The sequence below is a fragment of the Sulfitobacter sp. 15WGC genome, assembly GCF_005068605.1.
Lineage (GTDB): Bacteria > Pseudomonadota > Alphaproteobacteria > Rhodobacterales > Rhodobacteraceae > Sulfitobacter > Sulfitobacter faviae.
Genome location: NZ_SZNL01000003.1, coordinates 40016 through 62045 on the forward strand (window position 1 = coordinate 40016; position 22030 = coordinate 62045).

A 22030-nucleotide genomic window follows, 5' to 3' on the forward strand; every position below is an offset into this window, starting at 1 on the left:
CGCCATGACGGCCTCCCACAGGGCGCCGGTGCCGAAAATCCGCGAGAAGAAGAGCAGCAGCACCACGCCGATATAGACGAAGGTGGCGGAGCGGGTTTGCAGGTGGTGCAGCATGGGCAGCAGCGTGGTGCCGCGATTGCGCCATGCGATAAAGCTGCCCACTGCCAGAGTCACGAGGGCGGGGTAGATCCAGAACCCATGTTGGATACGGTCGAGCGCGGCGTCATATTCGCGCAGGAACATGCAAGCGAAGAGCGTGGCCGCCAGCGTGAGATACCCCCGCATGCCCACGTGTTGATAAGCGCCCATCATGAAAACCCCAGCCGCGATGGCCAGCAGGGTGTTGTGCATATGTTCGGTCAGCGAGTCTTCGGTGACGCCCTCGCCCAGAACGGCCGTATCGAGGTAGACCGTCACAGGCACCAGCGCCACCAGCAGGCAAACCAGCGCGAATTCCGCGATCACCATGCCCAGAGACGGCAGCACGCCGCGGGCAGTTGTTGGTTTCGATGTGGTGGGGTGGTGATCTGGCATGAGGAAGGCCTTGCTTGAGCGGTTCGTTGGGGTGCGCGGGCGCGCGGTAAGGCGCGGTGTTACACGGCGCCTTGGGCGGTGAAAATAGCGCAAATGTGCGCGATGTCCAAACGCGGCAGGGCTGCCACGGTCGGGCTGAACAAGCGGCCTCGCCACTTTCCAAAGGCGTGAACCCTACATATAGTGCGGCTCAACAATATCCTGTCTTGAAGGGCAGGCGCGAAGGGACAGCAGTATGGCGCATATTATCGTCGTCGGTAACGAAAAAGGCGGCGCGGGCAAATCGACCGTTTCCATGCATGTGGCGACGGCCTTGGCGCGGCTTGGCCATAAGGTCAGCGGGCTGGACCTCGACCTGCGGCAACGGACCTTTGGGCGCTATATCGAGAACCGCAGTGCCTTCATGCGCGAGTCCGGCCTGACGCTGGCCAGTCCGACGCTGTGCGAATTGCCGGATGTGGAGGCCAGCAGCCTGCGCCCCGGCGAGAACATGTATGACCATCGTCTGAGCGCGGCGGTGGCGGCGCTGGAGCCAGACAATGATTTCATTCTGATCGACTGCCCCGGATCGCACACGCGGCTCAGTCAGGTGGCCCATTCGCTGGCGGACACATTGATCACGCCGCTGAACGACAGTTTCATCGACTTTGATCTTTTGGCCCATATCGATGCCAATGGCGAAAAGATCACCGGCCCCTCCGTCTATTCCGAGATGGTTTGGAACGCGCGGCAGCTCAGGGCGCAGGCCGGGCTGTCGGCGATCGATTGGATCGTGGTGCGCAACCGTTTGGGGGCGCAGCGCATGGTCAATAAGGAGAAGATGGAGCGCGCGATCAACAACCTCAGCAAGCGGATCGGCTTTCGCACCGCGCCGGGGTTCAATGAGCGGGTGATCTTTCGGGAGCTTTTCCCGCGCGGTCTGACCTTGCTGGACCTCAAGGATATCGGGGTGAAACAGCTCAATATCTCGAACATCGCCGCGCGGCAGGAGCTGCGTGATTTGATCAAGGCGTTGGAGTTGCCGGGCGTCAGCCCCGACTTTTGATCCTAGTGGCGCGGCAGCGGGGGAACGACCCGGCGGCGGCGCGACAGGGCGATGAGGTTCGACAGGAACAGCGCGCCCACGACGATCCCCCCGCCGATCAACGCATAGATCCCGGGGTCTTCGCCCAGCACCGCCCAGACCAGCAGCGGCGCCAGCACGGATTCCAACAAAACGAGCAGGCCCACTTCGGCGCTTGAGATATAGCGCGGGCCAAGCGCGATGAGCCCGGCGCTGGCGGCCATGAACGCCGCGTAGAGCAGAATCTGCGGCAGTTCTGCGGTGGGCATGTGCAGCGGCTGCGCCACGGGCAGCAGCACCGCCCCGGCCAGCAGATAGGCCAATGCCACCGCCGGCACCATCGACACCGCGCGCGCGTGGCGCGCCGCTGTCAGCGCTCCGGCGAAGATGGCCGAGATCGACAGGGCCAGCAGATCGCCTGTGCGCGAGGCATTCTCGGTCTCGCCCGAGCCGAAGGCGATCACGGCCAAGCCAGCGAGCACCGCCGCGATGGTAAAGAACATGCGCCGGCTGATCGGCTCGCCCAGAAAGACCCGGCTATAGATCGCAGCAAAGACCGGCAGCGAGGCGAGGATGAAGACCACATTCGCGACCGAGGTCAGGCGCACGGCCAGCACGAAGCCGACCCCGGCGCAGGCCACGCCGCCGATGTATATCGCGCTCGCCCATCCGGCGCGGCTGAGGGCGCGAAAGGGGGCGGTGCCTTGGGCCAGCAGCAGGCCCGCGCCAATCGCCATGCCCACGAGGGTCACCTTCCAAAAGGCGAGCGTCAGCATCGGCGCGTCGATGACGCGCACGAAAAGCGCTTCGGGAACGATGCACATCACCCCAAGAAAGGTGAGCAAGAGGCCTTTGGTCTGATCGGTCATGCGCCATCGGTGGCGGTTTCCACGGGCTAAGTAAAGCCCCCCTGCCCCACATCCGACAGCTTGAGCAGCGCCCGCCGCAGCACCGCCGCCTCGGCAGGGTCGAGCGCATCCATCAGCGCGGCATTGTAGCGCTGCGCCACGGCGCGCAGATCGTCATAGGCCGCTTGGCCCTGCCGGGTCAGCGACAGATGCTCCACCCGCCGATCCTCTGGGTCGCGGCTGCGGGTGACGAAGCGCCGCTCGGTCAGGCGGTGCACGGCGCGGCTGATCTTGGTCTTATGCATCCGCGCGCGCTGGCCGATTTCGCTCGCCGTGAGTTGCCCATAGAGCCCGAGGTGGAACAAGACCCGCCATTCGGTGCGCAGCATGCCATAGCGGCTTTTGTAGATCTGCTGAAACTCAAGCGATGACGCCTCCGCCGCTTGGTTCAGCAGGTAGGGCAGGAAATACTGAAGCTGAAAGTCACCGTCCGCCATGCTGCGCCGCTTGTTAGTTACAAATTCAACTATTACGCTTGTAACAGATTCTGCAAGGGGGCACAGATGACCAGCCAGTCCAAGCCATCGACGATGACAACCGCGGCCACCACATCGGGCACGCATCCGGGCTATATGCCGGGTTTCGGCAATGATTTCGAAACCGAAGCCCTGCCCGGCGCCCTGCCGCAGGGCATGAACTCCCCGCAGAAATGCAACTACGGCCTCTATGGCGAACAGCTTTCCGGCACGGCTTTTACCGCGCCCTCTCATCAGAACGAGCGTACGTGGTGCTACCGCATCCGGCCCTCGGTCAAACATTCGTCGCGCTACACGCGGATCGACCTGCCCTATTGGAAGTCCGCGCCGCATCAGCCGCAGGATGTGACTAGCCTTGGCCAATACCGTTGGGATCCGGTGCCGCATTCCGACACGCCGCTGACTTGGCTGACCGGCATGCGCACGATGACCACGGCGGGGGATGTGAACACCCAAGTCGGCATGGCGAGCCATATCTATCTGGTGACCGAGAGCATGGTGGACAGCTATTTCTACTCTGCCGACAGCGAGCTTTTGATCGTCCCGCAGGAGGGCTGCTTGCGCTTTTGCACCGAGCTGGGTGTCATGGACATCGCCCCGCAGGAGATCGCCATCATCCCGCGCGGGCTGGTCTACCGGGTGGAGGTGCTGGACGGCCCCGCGCGCGGCTTTGTCTGCGAGAACTACGGCCAGAAGTTCCACCTGCCAGCCCGCGGCCCGATCGGCGCCAACTGCATGGCGAACCCGCGTGACTTCAAGACCCCCGTGGCGGCTTTTGAGGACCGCGAGGTGCCCTCCACCGTCACCATCAAGTGGTGCGGCCAGTTCCACGAGACCCATATCGGGCATTCGCCGCTCGACGTTGTTGCATGGCATGGCAATTATGCGCCGGTGAAATACGACCTGAACACCTATTGCCCCGTGGGCGCGGTGCTGTTCGATCACCCGGACCCGTCGATCTTTACCGTGCTGACCGCGCCCTCGGGCGTGGAGGGGACGGCCAATATCGACTTCGTGCTGTTCCGCGACCGCTGGATGGTGGCCGAGGATACATTCCGCCCGCCGTGGTATCACAAGAACATCATGTCCGAGCTGATGGGCAATATCCACGGCCAGTATGACGCCAAGCCCAAGGGCTTCGTTCCCGGCGGCATGAGCCTGCACAACATGATGCTGCCGCATGGGCCGGACCGGAACGCATTCGAGGGCGCGTCGAATGCCGAGTTGGCACCCCATAAGCTCGACAACACAATGTCCTTCATGTTCGAGACCCGCTTTCCGCAGCATCTGACCGAATTCGCCGCCCGCGAGGCGCCGTTGCAGGACGATTACATCGACTGCTGGGAGAGCCTTGAGAAGAAATTCGACGGCACCCCGGGCAAGAAGTGACCGCTGTCCGCGAAAGGACCAAAATGACCCTGATGACCTCTTGGGTGGAAAGCGCCAATTCGGCCACCACCGATTTCCCGCTGAACAACCTCCCCTACGGCGTCTTTTCGACCAATCAGCTTGAGGCGCGCTGCGGCGTGGCCATAGGCGATCAGATCGTGGACATGGCCGCGCTTGAGGAAGAGGGGCTGATCACCCTCGCCGAAGAGCCGCTGTTCGATGTGCCCTATTGGAACGATGTGATGGACCTTGGCCCCACGGCTTGGGCTTCCTTGCGCTCCCGGCTGATCGAACTCCTCAGCGCCGATGCACCGGATCAGGCGGCTGTGGCGCCCCATCTGGTGCCGATGGGCGCAGCACAGTTGCACATGCCGATGATGGTTTCCGAATATACGGATTTCTACGCGGGCAAGCATCACGCCACGAATGTCGGCACCATGTTTCGCGGGGCCGAGAACGCCCTGCCGCCGAATTGGCTGCACATCCCCATCGGCTATAATGGCCGCGCCTCCACCGTCGTCGTCTCGGGGACCGAGATCACGCGGCCCAACGGCCAGCTAAAAGCCCCCGAGGCCGAAGCGCCGCATTTCGGCCCCTGCCAGAAGCTCGATATCGAGTTGGAGATGGGCGCGATCGTCGGCACCTCAACCGAAATGGGCCAGCCGATCCGCATCGACGCGGCGGATGAAATGATCTTTGGCTATGTCCTGCTGAACGACTGGTCGGCGCGGGACATTCAGGCGTGGGAATACCAACCGCTCGGCCCGTTTCAGGCCAAGGCATTCGCCACCTCGATCTCACCTTGGATCGTGACCCGCGACGCGTTGGAGCCCTTCCGAACCTCGACGCCCGCGCGGGAGAAAGACCTGCTGCCCTATCTGCGCGAGAGCAAACCCGGCCTTTTTGACATCGACCTGTCGGTGATGCTCCAGCCTGAGGGCGGCGAGGCCGAGGAAATCGCCCGCACCAATTATCGCGAGATGTATTACTCCGCCGCGCAGCAGTTGACGCATCATGCCTCTTCGGGCTGTGCGATGAACGCGGGCGATCTGCTGGGTTCCGGCACGATCTCCGGCCCCGAAAAATCGCAACGCGGGTCGCTGCTGGAACTGTCATGGGGCGGCAAGGAGCCGATCACCCTCGCAGACGGCAGCACCCGCAGCTTTGTCGAAGACGGCGACACGCTGACCCTCACCGGCCACGCGCAGGGCGATGGCTTTCGCGTGGGTTTCGGCGCCTGCACCGGCAAGGTCCGCCCGGCAATCGACTTTTCCTGAACAGACCGCGCATCCGCGCTGGCGAAGCAAGACAGAAGGACAACACATGGCCAAGCAATTCGCATCCCAAGGCGATATGACCGAAAAAGAGATCTCTTTTACCGAGGTGGGTGAGGGTCTCTACGCTTTCACCGCCGAGGGCGATCCGAACTCCGGCGTGATCATCGGCGACGACAGCGTGATGATCATCGAAGCGCAGGCGACACCGCGACTGGCGAATAAGGTCATCGAATGCGTCCGCTCGGTCACCGACAAGCCGATCAGCCATCTGGTGCTGACCCATTACCACGCCGTGCGCGTGCTCGGAGCCTCCGCCTTTGGTACCTCGCAGATCATCATGTCCGAGAAGGCCCGCGCCATGGTCGCCGAACGCGGGCAAGAGGATTGGGACAGCGAATTCGAGCGTTTCCCCCGCCTCTTCGAAGGTCACGAGAGCATCCCCGGCCTGACGTGGCCCACCACTACCTTCGACGGACGGATGAGCGTCTACCTCGGCAAACGCCGGGTCGATATCATGCAGCTGGGTCGCGCCCATACGGCCGGTGACGCGGTGATCTATGTGCCCGATCAGAACGTCATGTTCACCGGTGACATCGTGGAATATCACTCCGCCTGCTACTGCGGCGACGGGCATTTCCACGACTGGCCCGACACGCTGGAACGCATCCGCGCCTTCGACCTCGACGCCATCGCGCCGGGCCGGGGCGACGCGCTGGTGGGGCGCGAGATGGTTAATGCCGCGATCGACAGCACCGCCGATTTCGTCCGCTCCACCTACCGCCCGGCGGCCCGCGTGGCCCTGCGTGGCGGCACGCTGAAAGAGGCTTGGGACGCCGTGCGCGCCGAATGCGACCCCAAGTTCGGCGATTATGCAATCTATGAGCACTGCCTGCCCTTCAACGTCGCCCGTGCCTATGACGAAGCGCTCGACATCGACACGCCGCGCATCTGGACGGCGGCGCGCGACAAAGAGATGTGGGAGGCGCTGTCGGACTGATGTCCCTGACCGCGCTTCTTCCTGCCCTGATCGTGCTGGCGCTGGCACTCTGGTTCTATCTGGTCTTCGCGCTGGTGATGGAGCACCGCCGCCATGCGGCGCGCCGCAGCGGGCAGCCCTACGCCGGGCTGCGCGATGCGGCGCAGGTTTGGTCAAAGATGCTGCGCGCGCCCGAATATCGCGGTGCGCGCCGCCGGGTGGCGCTGGTGACACTGGCCTTGCTGGCCCTGCTGATCTTGCGCGCCCTTCTCTGAGGATACCGCCATGGCCTATGCCTACACCCCCTTCCCCTACAGCCCCCCACCCGGCCTGACCGCGCCCGAGCCGCGGCACCCGGTGGTGATCGTAGGCGCTGGCCCTATCGGCCTGTCGATGGCCGTGGACTTGGCCCTGCGCGGGGTCAGATCGGTCGTGCTGGATGACAACAACGTCGTCTCCCTCGGCTCCCGCGCGATCTGCTGGGCGAAACGGACGCTGGAGATTTTCGACAGGCTCGGCATCGGCGAGCGGATGTTGGAAAAGGGCGTGACGTGGAAAGTGGGCCGCCAGTTTCACGGGGAACAGGAGGTCTACAACTTCGACCTGCTGCCCGAGCCGGGGCATAAATATCCGGCCTTCGTGAACCTTCAGCAATATTACGTTGAAGAGTATCTCATTGAACGCGCGCAGGAGTTCCCCGATCTGATCGACCTGCGTTTTCTCAACAAGGTGACTGATCACAAGGGCCACGCCGATCATGTCGAGTTGACGGTCGAGACGCCGGATGGCCCCTACCGGCTTGAGACCGACTGGTACATCGCCTGCGATGGCGCAGGCTCGGCCACGCGCAAACGGATGAACCTGCCCTTCGAGGGGCAGACCTTTGACGAACATTTCCTCATCGCCGATGTAGAGATGGAGACCTCCCCCTTCGGCGACCATGACACGCCCGAGCGGTGGTTCTGGTTCGCCCCACCCTTTCACAACGGCCAATCCGCCCTGCTGCACAAACAGCCCGACAACATCTACCGCATCGACCTGCAACTGGGGCCAGAGACCGACCCAAAAGCCGAAGCGACCGAAGAGAAGGTCGTCCCCCGCCTGAAACAAATGCTGGGCGATGCGCCGTTCCGGCTGGATTGGATGAGCGTCTATAAGTTCCGCTGCGCGCGGCTGGAGGGGTTCGTGCATGACCGCGTCGTCTTTGTCGGCGACAGCGCCCATGTGGTCAGCCCCTTCGGGGCGCGGGGCGGCAATGGCGGGGTGCAGGATGTCGACAACCTCGGCTGGAAGCTGGCGGCTGTTGTGCAGGGCGAAGCGCCGCCAAGCCTGATCGAAAGCTATGACATCGAACGCGGCCATGGCGCGGATGAGAACATGCGCAACTCCGCCCGCGCGACCAATTTCATGACGCCGAAATCCCCCATCGAGACCCTGTTTCGCAACGAGGTGCTAAACCTCGCAGCAAAGCAACCTTTCGCGCGCAAACTGATCAACTCAGGCCGGTTGTCGCAGCCCTGCACGCAGGCCCATAGCCCGCTGCAAACCGCAGGCGACGCGCCCCTGCGCCCCGGCAGCGCATTGATCGACGCGCCATTGGTCGGGCCTGCGGGGGATTGCTGGCTGTTGGGCGCGGTTCAGGGCCAGTTCGCCCTCCTCGCCGTGGGCGAGATCACCGCCCCCGACCTCCCCGGCCTTGCCCGGATCGGCATCGATCAATCCCATGATGCTTACCCCTGTTTTCAGGGAAAGGACGGCCACGCGCAGCGGCGCTATGGCAGCGGGTTCCTCTATCTGCTGCGCCCCGATGGCCATGTCTGCGCCGTCTTCGACCGGCCCGACAGCGCCGCGATTGCCCGCGCCTATGACCGTGCGAAAGGAGCCACCGCATGATCCTCGAAGACAACCTCGGCGCCGAGGGCGACAGCGTCTATGCCGCCCTCATGGCCGCCCACGAAGGGCTGACCGAGGCGGAAAGCCACGCCCTCAACGCCCGATTGGTTCTGATGCTGGCCAATGAACTCGGCGATCCCTCCCGGCTTGCGGCGCTTTTCAAAGCCGCGCGCGATCTGGTCTAACCCGCCAGCTTCACAACACTTTTCCCCCACGCCCGCGCTTGCCGGGCCGCTTTCCTGCGCTAGCTTGCTGCTCAACTTCCCGCGACAGGCTTGACGCAACGCGCCTGATCGGCAGACTAAACACCCCGCGCCCACCTCAAGAGGCGACAAAAGCAGGTTAACTGCATCACCTGCCCCACCGTGAAAAGTGGGGATTCGCGATGGCCCGGCCAACGCACCAACAGAGAGGAAAATCATGGAATTTTTGACACGCACCGGAAAACCGCTGCCGCAATCCGTGCTGAAATCAGCCGAGAACGCCAAGAAAGACCCCGTCAGCAGACGCGAGTTTCTGGCGATTGCGAGCGCCTTCGGGGCCACGTCCGCCACAGCCTACGGGATGCTTGGCATGGCCGCGCCCGCGCGTGCGGCGGCCCATGCCAACCTCAAGGAAGGCGGCACCGTGCGGATGCAGATGGAGGTGCGTGCCCTGAAAGATCCGCGCACCTATGACTGGTCTCAGATCGCCAACTTCAGCCGCGGCTGGCTGGAATACCTCGCCATCTGGGAGAATGACGGCACCTTCACCCCCGGCCTGCTGGAAAGCTGGGAGATCAACGACGACGCCACCGAATACACGCTGAACGTCCGCAAGGGCGTGACATGGAACGACGGCACCGCCTTCACCGCGCAGGACGTGGCACGCAACATCGAAGGCTGGTGCGACAAGTCGCTCGAAGGCAACTCCATGGCGGGCCGTTTCGCCACACTGGTGGATGAGGAAACCGGCAAGGCCATCGAAGGCGCGATCGAGGTGGTGGATGACCACACCGTCAAGCTCACGCTCCCCAAATCCGACATCACGCTGATCCCCGGCATGGCCGACTACCCCGCCGCCATCACGCCCGAAGGGTTCGACCCCGACACGATGCTGGAAAACCCCAAAGGCACCGGCCCCTACCTGCCCGAGTCGCTCGAAGTTGGCGTGAAAAGCGTGCTGGTCAAGAACCCCGATCACACATGGTGGGGCACCGAGGTCTTCGGCGGGCCCTACATTGATCGTTTGGAATATATCGACTACGGCACCGATCCTTCCGCATGGATCGCCGCGGCCGAGGCCGAAGAGGTTGACGCATTCTACTCCATGGAAGGCGAATATATCGACGTGATGAGCACGCTGGACGGCTGGGTCGAGAACGAGATCGCCACGGCGGCGACCATCGTGATCCGCCCCAACCAATTAGCCGAAGTCGACGGCATGAAACCTTACGAGGACAAGCGCGTGCGCAACGCGCTGCAACTCGCGGTCGACAATGCCGTGCTGCTGGAACTGGGCTACGCCGGGCGCGGCCTCGTCGCCGAGAACCACCACGTCGGCCCGATGCATCCCGAATACGCCGAGATCGAGCCGCCCAAGACCGACCCCGAAGCCGCCCGCGCGCTGATGGAAGAGGCGGGGATGGCGGATTACGAGCATGAGCTCTTCTCGATCGACGATGCATGGCGCAAAGACACCACCGATGCCGTGGCAGCCCAACTGCGTGACGCGGGCATCAAGGTCAAACGCACCATCCTGCCCGGCTCCACCTTCTGGAACGACTGGGTGAAATATCCCTTCTCCTCCACCAACTGGAACGCGCGGCCTCTGGGCGTGCAAATCTGGGCGCTGGCCTATCGCTCGGGCGAGGCATGGAACGAGTTCGGCTATGCCAACCCTGAGTTCGACGCCCTGCTGTCAGAGGCGCTGGCCACGGCGGATGTCGAAGCACGGCGCGAGATCATGGCGAAGGGTGAGAAGATGCTGCAAGACGATGGCGTCACGATCCAGCCCTACTGGCGTTCGCTTTACAACCACACCCGCGAGGGGCTGGTGGGTGCCGCGCATCACATCGGGTTCGAATACCACCCGGCCCGGATGGCTTGGGCGGAAGAATGATCTGCCGCTAAGTAGACACGCGAAAGGGCCGCAGCGATGCGGCCCTTTTTCTTGGCGAGGCGGTGCGGTTAACCGCCGATCAACTCTTTCGCCATCATCATATGCACGCCCTTTTCACGGTTCACCGTCTGGGTGATCCGCAGATCACCGGCCAGCGAACAGAGCACATAGGCATCCTCGCGGCTGATCCCCGCGCGTGCTGAGACCAATGCGATCATCTCGCGCAGGGCCATCTCCGCGCAGCGGTCGAGGTCGGGGGCCATGCCCATGGTGATCACATGGGTCGGCGTTTCGGCCTGCGGATAGCTGACTGTGCGGTCCTTTAACACGGTCAGACGGAAGCGCCCCTGTAGCGCGGTCTCAATCGCCGTGACGCAGACCTCCCCATCGCCCTGCGCGCCATGCCCATCCCCGCAGGAAAACAGCGCCCCTTCGTTGAAGACCGGCAGGTAAAGCGTGCTGCCCGCCACCAGTTCCTTGTTATCCAGATTGCCCCCATGCTTGCGCGGCTCGATCGTCGCGATCCGGCCCCATTCGGGCGGCGGCGCCACGGCCATCACGCCAAAGAACGGGGCCAAGGGCAGTTCCAGCCCCCAAGGCAGCCGGGCGACGCCCCGCTCTGCATCCAGCGGGATATTGCTGTGATAGGTCTCGGGGAAATCCTGCGGCAGCGTGCCTGCCAAGGGGCGGATGAAGTTATACCCCCAGTCCTGCCGCAGCGCGACATCAAGGATTTCGACCTTCAGCACATCGCCGGGCATCGCGCCTTCGACGGCGACCGGCCCGGTCAGGATATGGCCAGGCATCGGCGGCGGACCTGCCTTGTGGATGTCGTAGAGTTCGGGGGGGACGTGGAAGCCCTCGGGCGGCAGGCAATTGGGCGCGCCAGAGACCGTGTTGATGATCACCTCTTCGCCGCTTTGGATCGTCAGCGCAGGCGGGCGGCTGGCCTCGAAATAGCCCCAATGGCAGGTCTCGGGCGAAGATTGCAGCGTGGCGGTCATGACTGCACCCCCCGGTTGGCCAAGATGCCTTCGATCAGTTCTTGCACCCGCAGCGCTTCCTCTGGCGTGGCCAGACGGCTGGGCTTGCCCGCCATCAACAGCGCCATGTCGTCAAGCTGCGCCTTGAGGCTGGCGGCGCGGGTGTCGGCGGGGGCGTCGCTGGTCGGCGCGAAATTCCCACCGGTCGAGACGGTGTCGATAGAGAATTCCGAGATGCGGCGGCTGGCCTTCGCGCCTTTCACCGTCACCTCCTGCCGGTCCGGCTGCGCGCCGCCGACAGAGCCGAGGATCGAAACCGGCAAGCCCTCCGAATTGACCAGCCGCGCCGCCACATGGGTCTCGCAGAGCTTGTCGTCGGGGTATTCCGCATGGGCCCATTGCAGGGTCAGCGGCCCCAACACCCGCTCGCTCAGGAACAGGAAATGCGAGATCACCTCGCGCGTCATACCCCCCTCAGCGGCAAAGCGCAGCCAATCGGCATCCACCTGCCACGCGCGGGGCCATGCCGGATAGGTCACGATGATGTCGATGCCGCAAAGATCGCCAAGCGCGCCCTCTTGGATCGACCGCGTCAGATCGGTCAGCGCCGCCCCCGCCGCTTGGGTAAAGTTGACCGCCGCCGGAACGCCTGCGGCCTGCAACTCGGCCACCAAGGCACGGCTCTCTGCAATGTCCACACCAAGCGGTTTTTCGAGAAAGATCGCCTTGCCCGCTGCCGCGGCCTCAAGCGCATAGGCTTTGCGCGGCACCGGGGGGCAGGCGAGGTAAACGAGATCGACATCGGCCATCGCCTCGGACGCGGTGGCGGAGACAACCGCTTCCGGCGCGACCTCCTGCGCGGCGGCGCAGGCCGCGGGGTCGGGATCCCACATAGTGGTGACCGTGAAGTCAGGGTGCAGCACCATGTTCTCGGCCATGCGCCGGCCCATGATCCCCAATCCGATTACCGCAGTCCTGATCGTCATCTTCGTCTCCCTCAATGTGCTGCGCGATAAGACGCTGCAATCGGGGGAACTTCAACTGCTCGCGGCGCAATTGCCTCAGGCGAGGTCGGCGCGGACCAAAGGTTTGATCACACGAGCCAATTCTTCGGGCGCGGATTGGCTTTTGAACACATCCGCGATGGTGAAGACGCAGGTGAAAGACCCTTCGAAACACAGCACCCCATTCTGCCGCGCCTTCATGCCGAAGGTGATGGATTTATTACCAAGCCGTGTTGGATAGGTTTCGCACATCAGCTTGTGCCGCGGGGTGACCGGGCTGCGAAAATCCATCGACAGGTTGACGAAAGGCGTGCCGATATTGCGGTCGATCTGAAGCTGAAACCAGCCGTCACCGTCAAAATGCGCCTCCCACCACGCGTTGATCGCATCCAGCGCGAAATAGGGCAGCCGCGCGGTATAGGCGATCTGCGCCGGGTCACAATCGCCCCAAGTGACGTTGATCTCGTGAACGAAGTTTTCCGTGGTCATAAGGCTGCTTTCATCTGCTCAAACCCGCGCGGGGCATGGGCTATCTTCTATCCCTTCCAGCCCCATGCGCAACCCAAGCGCGGCGCGCACGCAGCAGAGCTGACGCCGGATGTTCATCTGAAACAAAGGGGGGAGGATGGTGGCGTTACCTGGATTTGAACCAGGGACCTAACGATTATGAGTCGTTCGCTCTAACCAACTGAGCTATAACGCCGTGGCGCGTCGGATAAGGCAGCTTGGCATTGGGGTCAAGGGCGAAATCTGGATGATTTCACTTTTGCCGCAGAAAACTGCCGCCCGCCCTCAATGCGCGGGGGCCGAGACCACATCAAGCAGCGTGCGCCCGCCGTCGATGGTCATGATCTCGCCCGTCATGAAGCCCGAACTTTCAGCGGCGAGGAATTGCACCGCCTCGCAAAGCTCATTCGGCCCGGCGATCCGGCCAAGCGGCGTATGCGCGCGGATGTCGTCCCGCCAGTCGCGGTTTTCGGCCACGGCAGCGCGGAGGGACGCGCTCATCACCGAACCGAAAGAGATCGCATTCACCCGTATCCGATGCGGCGCCAGCACCAGCGCCAGAGAGCGGGTCATCTGCTGCACCGCCGCCGAGGCGATGGCATAGCCCATCATATCCGGCTGGTGGCGCTGTGCCGCGATAGAGCTGAGGTTGATGATCGACCCCACCTGCCCCTCGGTCTGGCCCTCGGCCTGTTTGATCATCCGCCGCGCCACCTGCTGTGACAGTTGCAGCGCCGTCATCAGGTTTTGCTGCAACAACGTCTCGACCGAGCCATCCTCCACATCCAACGGATCGGTCGGCATCACCTGCCGCGAGGCATTCACGAGGATATCGACCTGATCGTAAGCGTCGATCGTGGCCGAGACGAGGTTGGCGATGGTCAGCCGCTGGCGCAGATCACCGGCAAAGACGCGGATATTGCCGTCGTCCGGCGTGTCGCCCAACTCTTCCATCAGCTTTTTCTCGTTGGAGTCGGCGCACATCACATTTGCGCCCCGGTCGGCCAGATGCCGCGCGATGGCAAGGCCGATCCCGTCCGCCGCGCCGGTGATGATGGCTGTTTTACCTGAGATCGAGAATGACATCGGGATACCCCCTTAAGGCTCAGCGGCGCCGGGTCAGCGGGCGTGTAGCGTGGAACAGTTTGAACCGCGCATCGCCTCCAAGCTCGGCCACCTGAGCAAAGCGTTTCTTCAGTTCCGCCTCATAGGGCAGATGCCGGTTGGCCACCATCCACAGATCGCCCTGCCCCGAGAGGATCCGCGCGGCCGCGGCGACAAAGGCCTGACCGATCTGCGGCTCAGCAGCGCGGCCTGTGTGGAAAGGCGGGTTCATCACCACGGTATCCATCCGGTGCGGCGGCTGCCATTCGGTGGCATCCTCCCAATGGAACACGGCGCGGTCATCGGTCACGTTATGGCGCGCGCATTCCAGCGCCATATGCCCGGCCTCGACCAAATGCACCGTCTTCACCTTGGGCCGCGTCAGAACATGCGCTGAAAGGAACCCCCAGCCCGCCCCCAGATCGGCCACTTCGGCCCCGAGGTTATCGGGCAGCACATCCACCAAAAGCGCCGAGGCCAGATCGACCCCATCGGCAGAGAACACCCCCGGCGCGGTCCAAAAGCCGCCTTCCGTCTGGGCCGGACCAGCCTCCCAATCGGTGAAAAAATCGCTCGCGCCCGCGTCGATCCAGTAAAGCTTGCCATGCGCCTTGGAGATCGGCCCCTGCACCGTCACCCGCGCCCGCATCTCGCGCAGGATGGAATCTGCGCCATCGGTCTTTTGCCCGTCAACCACCACCGGCCCGTCGCTCACGGCGCAGGCTTGGGCCACCAAAGCGCGGGCCTCATGTTTGGCACGCGGCAGGCAGACGATGGCGGCAGCATAGCGCCCCTCGATCGAATGCGCCGCCTCATAGCCCCGCGCCGTCCACGCGTCATAGGCAGGTTTGAAATCGTGAATGATCTTGCAACGCTCGGGCGGAAGACCGGCCAGATCCGCATCCACAGGGGGCTGAAAAACAGCGATCACCCCAGTTTCGGGCAGGTCTAGCCCACCGCCGTTCAGGGCCAGTTCCAGGCGCGGATCAATCACGTGTTATTCTTCTTTTTCCATGGTGCATTGCAGCGGATGCTGGTGACGCCGGGCAAAATCCATCACCTGCGCCACTTTCGTCTCCGCGATCTCGTGGCTAAAGACGCCAACCACGGCGAGCCCCTTCTTGTGAACCGTCAACATGATCTCGAACGCCTGCGCGTGGTTCAGGCCGAAGAAACGTTCCAAGACATGCACCACGAATTCCATCGGGGTGAAATCGTCGTTCAGCAACATCACCTTGTAGAGCGGCGGGCGTTTGGTCTTGGGGCGGGTCTTGGTCAGCAACTCGCTGTCGTCGTCATCCTTGGGGCCGTCGGCCATCATCCACGCGCCCGGCGCGGACCGGCCTGCGGGCTGGATCGTCCAATCTGCTTTCACGTCGTCACGGTGCATTGCTGCTCCTGCGGCTGGGGGTAGAGCTTGTTCGTCGTGCAGCCGTCTATATAACCCCTGAACCAATTTAGGAAAGAGGCAGCACATATGGGCGGGGCACTCACCACCATCGGTTTCGATGCGGATGACACATTGTGGCATAATGAACGCTACTTTGCACTCTCTCACGACCGTTTTGCAGCCCTTCTCGCCGAACATAGTGAACGCGACCACCTGATGGCCCGGCTGCTGGAGGCCGAACGGCGCAATCTGCCGCATTACGGCTATGGGATCAAAGGCTTCACCCTGTCGATGATCGAGACCGCGATCGAGGTGACCGAGGGCAAAGTCCCCGCCGAGGTGATCAACGATCTGCTCGCCGCCGGGCGTGACATGCTGGACCACCCCATCGAACTGCTGCCCCATGTCGAAGACGTGCTGGAAAACCTGCGCGGCGCCTACCGGCTCATCGTGGTGACCAAAGGCGACCTGCTGGACCAAGAGCGCAAACTGGCGCAATCGGGCCTGCGCGACAGGTTCGACGCGGTCGAAATCGTCTCTCACAAGACCGAAGCCGCTTATCGCCACATTTTTGAGCAGCATGGCCAAGGTGCCGAACGGGGGCTGATGGTTGGCAACTCGATGGCCTCCGACGTGCGCCCGATGATCGCGGCAGGCGGCTGGGGCGTCTATGTGCCGCATGACCTCATATGGGCGATGGAACATGCCGAAGCACCAACCAATTCCCCCCGTTTTGCCGAGATCAGCGACCTCTCAGGCCTCCCAGAAACGATCGAAAAGATCGTGTCGGGGTGACTCGCCCCCGCGCCTGAGTCGTTCTGACACATCGCCAAAAATGCCGCACTGCGGGCCAATTTCCGCCCAATTCTTGCCTTATTCGCGCTTATAGTGGGTAGATGTGTGCAAGCCTCTACATATTGGAGGAGAGATCCGCCCCTTTTTCCCCTGTTCACTGGATTCGACGGCTTCCGCGATGCGGCGTCCTATGCTAGCCTCGAACCAATTAATAAATGGTCAGCCAGAAATCGGCGACCTGAGGCAGTAAAAGGCAGGCAAATATGAAGGCTCGGCGCATTCAGCCGGCCCGTTACGGGCTATTTCTATTCGCAGCACTCTGGGTTCTGGTTCTCCTGCCCCTCAGCGCGATCGCTGCCCCCTACGCCGCCTATGTCATCGACGCCCGCACCGGCAAAGAAATCCACGCCGAGAATGCCGACACCCGCCTGCACCCGGCTTCCCTGACCAAGATGATGACCCTCTATATCGCCTTCCAAGCGGTGGAACGGGGGGAAATCTCTCTCGATACCCAAGTGACGATCTCGAAAAACGCGGCCTCCGAGCCGCCCAGCAAATTGGGCATGCGCCCGGGCCAAAAGATCGCCCTACGCTATCTGATCCGCGCCGCCGCCGTAAAATCCGCCAATGACGCCGCCACCGCGATCGGCGAGGCCATCGGCGGTTCTGAGGCCGCCTTCGCCCGCCGGATGAACCGCACCGCCAAACAGCTTGGCATGACGCGCACCACGTTCAAAAACATGCACGGGCTGACCGAAAGCGGCCACCTCTCCACCGCCCGCGACATGACCCGCATGGGCCGACACCTGCTCTATGATTACCCGCAATACTACAACCTCTTCTCGCGCATCACCGCCGATGCGGGCGTGCGCAAGGTCTCCCATACGAATCGCCGGTTTCTGGGGTCCTACAAAGGGGCGGACGGCATCAAGACCGGCTACACCCGCGCCGCTGGCTTCAACCTCACCGCCTCGGCCGAACGGGGCAATGAGCGCATCATCGTGACCGTCTTCGGCGGCAAATCCACCGCCTCGCGCAACGCCAAAGTGGCCGAGCTTATGGACCTCGGCTTCCGCCGCGCGCCCTCCTCCGCGCCGCTGAGCAAACCGGTCCCGCCCGTCTATGCCGATGTGGAAACCGCCCCCGGCGCCGCAGGCAAAACGATCCGCCTCGTCGGCGCCGTCACCACCTCCAAACGCCCGCAACTGCGCCCCCGCAGCGATGTCGTGGTCGTGGCCACCGCCGCCGCGCCCGAAGCAACGAGCGTGGTCTCCAACAGCGATATCACCGCAGCGCTGCGCGAAGCGGTTGAGACGGCACCAACCCCGCCCGCCGCCGCGCCCACCCCAGAGGCCAAGGAGGCCGAGCTCGTCATCGCCACCGCCAAAGCCTCCCCCCGCCCCGAACCGCGCCCCAAGGACGTGACGCTGGCGGTACAACAGGCGGTAGAGCAAGAGATCGTGACCCGCGTCTCCACCTCCGGCGGGCGCCACTGGGGCGTGAACGTGGGCCGTTTCCCCAGCCGCTACGCCGCCGAGAAGGTCCTGCTGAAAACCGCACTGGCCGAAATGTCGACCCTTGACGGCACGCTGCGCAAAGTCGTGCGCCGCCCACAAGGCTTTGACGCGAACTTCCTCGGCATGTCCCGCGAAAGCGCCGACCTCGCCTGCCGCCGTCTGGCCGCGCGCAATGTCAGCTGCTTCATGATCGGCCCCAGCGAAGGCTAAACCACCACCGGGCGGCCAAAGCGCCACCAAATCAACTTCATCCTTTAAAAAATACCGCGGGGGAATCGCGCCCCCGGCGCGATGGGGGCAGCGCCCCCCCTACCCTCTCCGCAAATGCAACGCCCGCTTACCCTGCCGCCTGCAACAGGTTCCGTGTGTATTCCGTCTGCGGATTGTCATAAAGCGCGTCGACATCCCCATATTCCACCACGTCACCGCGTTTCATCACCATCACCTTGTGCGACATCGCCCGCACCACTTTCAGGTCGTGGCTGATGAAGAGATAGGCCAGCCCGTATTTCGCCTGCAAATCCCGCAAAAGATCAACAATCTGCACCTGCACGGTCATGTCCAATGCCGAGGTCGGCTCGTCCAGAACCAGCAGTTTCGGGCGCAGCACCATGGCGCGGGCGATGGCGATGCGCTGGCGTTGACCGCCGGAAAACTCATGCGGGTAGCGGTCCATCGTCGCGGGGTCGAGGCCGACTTCGGTCATGACCTCGGCGACCAACTCGCGCTTGTCGCGCCCCTTGTCGATGTTGTGGATCGCGAGCCCCTCACTGATGATTTGGAAACAGGTCATCCGCGGGCTGAGCGAGCCGAAGGGGTCTTGGAAAACGATCTGCATGTCGGCGCGCAGCCGGCGCAGCTTCTTGGTCGACCATTTGCGCAGGTCCTCGCCGCGGAAGGTCACCTCGCCTTCCGAGCCGATGAGCCGCATGATCGCCAGCGCCGCCGTGGTCTTGCCCGAGCCGCTTTCGCCCACGATGCCCAAGGTCTCGCCCGCACGGATCGACAAGCTGGTGTCGTTGACGGCCTTCACATGGCCCACGGTCCGGCGCAGCAGGCCCTTCTGGATCGGGAACCAGACCTTGAGGTTGTCGGTGCGCAGCACTTCGGGCGCATCCTCGGCCACGGGCGCGGGCGCACCGGTGGGCTCGGCGCCGAGCAGTTTGCGGGTGTAGGGGTGCTGCGGGTTGTCGAAAATCTTCGCCGTCGGGCCTTCCTCGACCACCAGCCCCTTTTGCATGACGAAGACCCGGTCGGCGACGCGCCGCACGATGCCGAGGTCATGGGTGATGAACAAAAGCCCCATGCCCATCTCGTCTTTCAGATCCTTCAACAGGTCGAGGATCTGGGCCTGAATGGTCACGTCGAGCGCCGTCGTCGGCTCGTCCGCAATCAGGATGTCGGGCTTGTTGGCCAGCGCCATGGCGATCATCACGCGCTGCCGCTGCCCGCCTGACAACTGGTGCGGATAGGCGCCCATGCGGCTTTCCGCGTCGTTGATGCCGACCTGCTGGAGCAGTTCCAGCACCCGCGCCCGCGCCGCTTCTCCTTGCAGCCCCTGATGCAGCGCGAGCGATTCCGCCAATTGCTTCTCGATCGTGTGCAGCGGGTTGAGCGAGGTCATCGGCTCTTGGAAGATGAAGGAGATGTCGTTGCCACGCACGTCGCGCAACAGCTTGTCGTCGGCCCCGATCATTTGCTGGCCGTTGTAGGTCACCGACCCGCTCACCTCAGCGCTTTCGCCCAGAAGCGACACGGTCGACAGCGCCGAGACCGACTTGCCCGAGCCGCTTTCGCCCACCAGCGCCACCGTCTCGCCGCGGTTGACGGCAAAGCTCACCCCGCGCACCGCCGGGATCAGCTGCCCGTCCTGCCGGAAGGAGACTTGCAGGTCTTTGACGTCCAACAATGCAGTCACGAGAAGGTCTTTCTGGGGTCGAATGCGTCGCGGATGCCCTCGAAGATGAAGACCAGAAGCGACAGCATGATGGCAAAGGTGAAGAAGGCCGCGAAAGCAAGCCACGGCGCCTGCAGGTTCTGCTTGGCCTGCAGCGTCAACTCGCCCAGCGACGGGGCCGAGGACGGCAGGCCGAAGCCGAGGAAGTCGAGCGTCGCCAGCGTGGAGATCGTGCCAGTGATGATGAAGGGCAGCATGGTCAGCGTCGCCACCATGGCATTGGGCAGCATGTGGCGCAGCATGATGGTCCCGTTGCCCACGCCGAGCGCCCGGGCCGCGCGGACGTATTCGAGGTTGCGCGCGCGCAGGAACTCAGCCCGCACCACGCCCACCAATGCAGTCCATGAGAACAGCACCAGCAGCACGACCAGAAGCCAGAAACTTCGGCCCAGAATGGCGAACATGATGATGATCACGTAGAGCGACGGGGTCGAAGACCAGATCTCGATGATGCGCTGGAAAATGAGGTCGAGCCAGCCGCCGAAGAAGCCTTGCACCGCGCCCGCGAGGATGCCGATGAGCGAGGCCGCCCCGGTCACGATCAGGGTGAAGACCACCGACAGGCGGAAGCCGTGGATCACGCGGGCCATGACGTCGCGCTTGGTGCCGTCGGTCCCGAGCCAGTTCTGCCCATTGGGCGGCAGGGGTGCGGCGCCGGGTCGGTCCACCGCGGTGTCGTAGGAATAGGGGATGACAGGCCAGAGTGCCCAGCCCTTCTCGATCGCCTCGCCCTCGATCTCGCCATCCTCGGCGTCGAGGATGTAGCCCTCCGGATCGTCGAAACAGAGGTCCAGCCCGCCGGTGGCGATGAGGCATTGCACCTCCGGATCGCGGTAGGCGGCCTCGGTCTGGAAATCGCCGCCGAAGGCGGTCTCGGGGTAGAAGTTGAAGATCGGCGTGTAATATTCGCCGCGGTAGCTGACGAGGATCGGTTTGTCGTTCGCCACGAACTCGGCCAGCAGCGAAATCCCGAACAGGATGGCGAAGATCCACAGCGACCAATAGGCGCGCCGGTTCGCGGTGAAATTGCGCCAGCGGCGCTGGTTCAGCGGAGAGAGCGCCATCAGCCTTCCCTCTTCTCGAAGTCGATGCGCGGGTCGACGAGCACATACATCAGGTCCGACAGGATGCCGACGACAAGGCCGATGAGGCCGAAGATGAAGAGCGTGCCGAAGACAATCGGATAGTCCCGCGCCACCGCCGCCTCAAAGCCCAAGCGCCCCAACCCGTCGAGGCTGAAGATCGTCTCGATGATGATCGACCCGCCGAAGAAAACCGAGATGAAGACCGCCGGGAAGCTCGCGATCACGATCAGCATCGCGTTGCGGAAGACATGGCCGTAGAGGACCTTGCTCTCGGACAGGCCCTTGGCGCGGGCGGTGATGACATATTGCTTTTTAATTTCGTCCAGAAAGCTGTTCTTGGTCAGCAGCGTCAGCGTGGCAAAGGCCGAGATCGTGGAGGCCAGCACCGGCAGGGTGATGTGCCAGAAGTAATCGGCCACCTTGCCCAGAGGGCTGAGGCTGTCGAAATTATCCGAGGTCAGGCCGCGCAGGGGGAAGATCTGCCAGTAGGAGCCACCGGCAAAGAGCACCAACAACAAGATGGCGAACAGGAACCCGGGGATCGCATAGGCCGCGATGATCGCGCCCGAGGTCCATGTGTCGAACCGGCTGCCGTCGCGCACCGCCTTGCGGATGCCCAAGGGGATCGAGACCAAGTGTGCGATCAGCGTCGACCAGAGACCTAGCGTGATCGAGACCGGCAGCTTTTCCTTGATCAAGTCGATCACGCTGATGGCGCGGAAATAGCTCTCGCCAAAATCCAGCCGCATGTAGTTCCACAGCATGTGAAAGAACCGCTCCACCGGGGGTTTGTCGAAGCCGAATTCCTTCTCCAATTCCTCGATCAACTCGGGCGGCAAGCCGCGTGCGCCGACATAGGTGCTGTCGGACCCGCGGGCCATGGTATCGACCCCGGCATCGTTGTTGCCCCCGGCGAAACCGCCGAAGACGTCACCGCCGCCCTGAATCCGGGCGATGGCCTGCTCCACCGGGCCACCGGGCACGAATTGCACCAGTGCGAAGTTGACCAGCATGATGCCGAACAACGTCGGGATCACCAGCAAAAGCCGTCTGAGGATATAGGCACCCATTT

General features: G+C 63.3%; 22 protein-coding genes and 1 tRNA gene. 10 read left to right on the top strand and 13 right to left on the bottom strand.

Going from position 1 to position 22030, the window contains the following annotated elements:
• On the bottom strand, positions 1-534 hold a 534-nt coding region (locus FCK22_RS18840), incomplete at its 3' end, for a hypothetical protein (protein ID WP_169306053.1).
• Between the two features lie 235 nt (positions 535-769).
• Here FCK22_RS18840 and FCK22_RS03115 point away from each other — a divergent pair.
• A complete protein-coding gene (locus FCK22_RS03115; protein ID WP_067268640.1) occupies positions 770-1579 on the top strand; it encodes a division plane positioning ATPase MipZ in 810 nt (269 codons plus the stop codon).
• A 2-nt stretch (positions 1580-1581) separates the two neighbouring features.
• On the opposite strand, the gene FCK22_RS03120 is transcribed toward FCK22_RS03115, so the two are convergent.
• Together FCK22_RS03120 and FCK22_RS03125 are read right to left on the bottom strand one after the other, a co-directional pair.
• Positions 1582-2466: a DMT family transporter gene (locus FCK22_RS03120; RefSeq protein WP_067268638.1), complete on the bottom strand. Its 885-nt coding sequence runs from the start codon at positions 2464-2466 to the stop codon at positions 1582-1584.
• A gap of 26 nt (positions 2467-2492) precedes the next feature.
• Positions 2493-2942 (bottom strand): MarR family transcriptional regulator, encoded by a 450-nt coding sequence (locus tag FCK22_RS03125; RefSeq protein WP_067268636.1) that lies wholly within the window; start codon positions 2940-2942, stop codon positions 2493-2495.
• A gap of 93 nt (positions 2943-3035) precedes the next feature.
• Here FCK22_RS03125 and hmgA point away from each other — a divergent pair, with 93 nt between their 5' ends.
• The 7 genes from hmgA to FCK22_RS03160 all read left to right on the top strand — a co-directional run bounded on the left by hmgA (position 3036) and on the right by FCK22_RS03160 (position 10616).
• Positions 3036-4370: a homogentisate 1,2-dioxygenase gene (gene hmgA, locus FCK22_RS03130; protein ID WP_231886463.1), complete on the top strand. Its 1335-nt coding sequence runs from the start codon at positions 3036-3038 to the stop codon at positions 4368-4370.
• Between the two features lie 23 nt (positions 4371-4393).
• On the top strand, positions 4394-5647 hold the full coding sequence (gene fahA / locus FCK22_RS03135) for a fumarylacetoacetase (RefSeq protein WP_067268632.1): 1254 nt from the start codon (positions 4394-4396) through the stop codon (positions 5645-5647).
• Positions 5648-5693: 46 nt separating this feature from the next.
• Positions 5694-6644, top strand: a complete 951-nt coding sequence (locus tag FCK22_RS03140) for an MBL fold metallo-hydrolase (RefSeq protein WP_067268630.1) — start codon at positions 5694-5696, stop codon at positions 6642-6644.
• Entirely contained in the window at positions 6644-6898 is a 255-nt protein-coding gene (locus tag FCK22_RS03145) for a hypothetical protein (RefSeq protein ID WP_067268629.1), read from the top strand. Before FCK22_RS03140 ends, FCK22_RS03145 begins: the two co-directional genes overlap by 1 nt.
• Positions 6899-6908: 10 nt before the next feature.
• Positions 6909-8516, top strand: coding sequence for an FAD-dependent oxidoreductase (locus tag FCK22_RS03150; protein ID WP_067268627.1), 1608 nt, complete (start codon positions 6909-6911; stop codon positions 8514-8516).
• Positions 8513-8701, top strand: a complete 189-nt coding sequence (locus FCK22_RS03155) for a DUF2783 domain-containing protein (RefSeq protein WP_067268625.1) — start codon at positions 8513-8515, stop codon at positions 8699-8701. Before FCK22_RS03150 ends, FCK22_RS03155 begins: the two co-directional genes overlap by 4 nt.
• 235 nt (positions 8702-8936) lie before the next feature.
• The gene (locus FCK22_RS03160; RefSeq protein ID WP_067268623.1) at positions 8937-10616 is read left to right on the top strand and encodes an ABC transporter substrate-binding protein; all 1680 of its coding nucleotides are present in this window, start codon (positions 8937-8939) and stop codon (positions 10614-10616) included.
• Between the two features lie 68 nt (positions 10617-10684).
• Here the strand turns inward: FCK22_RS03160 and FCK22_RS03165 are convergent, their stop codons facing one another.
• From FCK22_RS03165 to clpS, 7 genes are all read right to left on the bottom strand, one after another.
• A complete protein-coding gene (locus FCK22_RS03165; protein ID WP_067268621.1) occupies positions 10685-11620 on the bottom strand; it encodes an acetamidase/formamidase family protein in 936 nt (311 codons plus the stop codon).
• A complete protein-coding gene (locus FCK22_RS03170; protein ID WP_136720214.1) occupies positions 11617-12585 on the bottom strand; it encodes a Gfo/Idh/MocA family oxidoreductase in 969 nt (322 codons plus the stop codon). The genes FCK22_RS03165 and FCK22_RS03170 overlap by 4 nt, the downstream gene beginning before the upstream one ends.
• 75 nt (positions 12586-12660) lie before the next feature.
• Positions 12661-13092 (bottom strand): thioesterase family protein, encoded by a 432-nt coding sequence (locus FCK22_RS03175; RefSeq protein WP_067268618.1) that lies wholly within the window; start codon positions 13090-13092, stop codon positions 12661-12663.
• 137 nt (positions 13093-13229) lie between these two features.
• Positions 13230-13306 (bottom strand) — tRNA-Met (locus FCK22_RS03180).
• A gap of 89 nt (positions 13307-13395) precedes the next feature.
• Positions 13396-14196 (bottom strand): SDR family oxidoreductase, encoded by an 801-nt coding sequence (locus tag FCK22_RS03185; RefSeq protein ID WP_067268615.1) that lies wholly within the window; start codon positions 14194-14196, stop codon positions 13396-13398.
• A 19-nt stretch (positions 14197-14215) separates the two neighbouring features.
• Positions 14216-15208, bottom strand: a complete 993-nt coding sequence (locus FCK22_RS03190; RefSeq protein ID WP_067268613.1) for a class I SAM-dependent methyltransferase — start codon at positions 15206-15208, stop codon at positions 14216-14218.
• Positions 15209-15211: 3 nt separating this feature from the next.
• Positions 15212-15535 (bottom strand): ATP-dependent Clp protease adapter ClpS, encoded by a 324-nt coding sequence (gene clpS, locus FCK22_RS03195; protein ID WP_067268646.1) that lies wholly within the window; start codon positions 15533-15535, stop codon positions 15212-15214.
• 156 nt (positions 15536-15691) lie between these two features.
• Here clpS and FCK22_RS03200 point away from each other — a divergent pair, with 156 nt between their 5' ends.
• Together FCK22_RS03200 and FCK22_RS03205 are read left to right on the top strand one after the other, a co-directional pair.
• Positions 15692-16399 carry an HAD family hydrolase gene (locus FCK22_RS03200; RefSeq protein ID WP_067268611.1) on the top strand — a complete coding sequence of 236 codons (708 nt, stop codon included), beginning with the start codon at positions 15692-15694 and terminating at the stop codon, positions 16397-16399.
• A gap of 263 nt (positions 16400-16662) precedes the next feature.
• The gene (locus FCK22_RS03205) at positions 16663-18126 is read left to right on the top strand and encodes a D-alanyl-D-alanine carboxypeptidase family protein (RefSeq protein ID WP_067268610.1); all 1464 of its coding nucleotides are present in this window, start codon (positions 16663-16665) and stop codon (positions 18124-18126) included.
• Between the two features lie 127 nt (positions 18127-18253).
• Here the strand turns inward: FCK22_RS03205 and FCK22_RS03210 are convergent, their stop codons facing one another.
• The 3 genes from FCK22_RS03210 to FCK22_RS03220 are packed head-to-tail and all read right to left on the bottom strand — an operon-like array spanning position 18254 to position 22028.
• On the bottom strand, positions 18254-19834 hold the full coding sequence (locus FCK22_RS03210; RefSeq protein ID WP_067268607.1) for an ABC transporter ATP-binding protein: 1581 nt from the start codon (positions 19832-19834) through the stop codon (positions 18254-18256).
• Positions 19831-20937 carry an ABC transporter permease gene (locus FCK22_RS03215; protein ID WP_067268605.1) on the bottom strand — a complete coding sequence of 369 codons (1107 nt, stop codon included), beginning with the start codon at positions 20935-20937 and terminating at the stop codon, positions 19831-19833. The genes FCK22_RS03210 and FCK22_RS03215 overlap by 4 nt, the downstream gene beginning before the upstream one ends.
• Positions 20937-22028 (bottom strand): microcin C ABC transporter permease YejB, encoded by a 1092-nt coding sequence (locus FCK22_RS03220; protein WP_067268603.1) that lies wholly within the window; start codon positions 22026-22028, stop codon positions 20937-20939. Before FCK22_RS03220 ends, FCK22_RS03215 begins: the two co-directional genes overlap by 1 nt.
• Between the last annotated feature and the right edge of the window lie 2 nt (positions 22029-22030).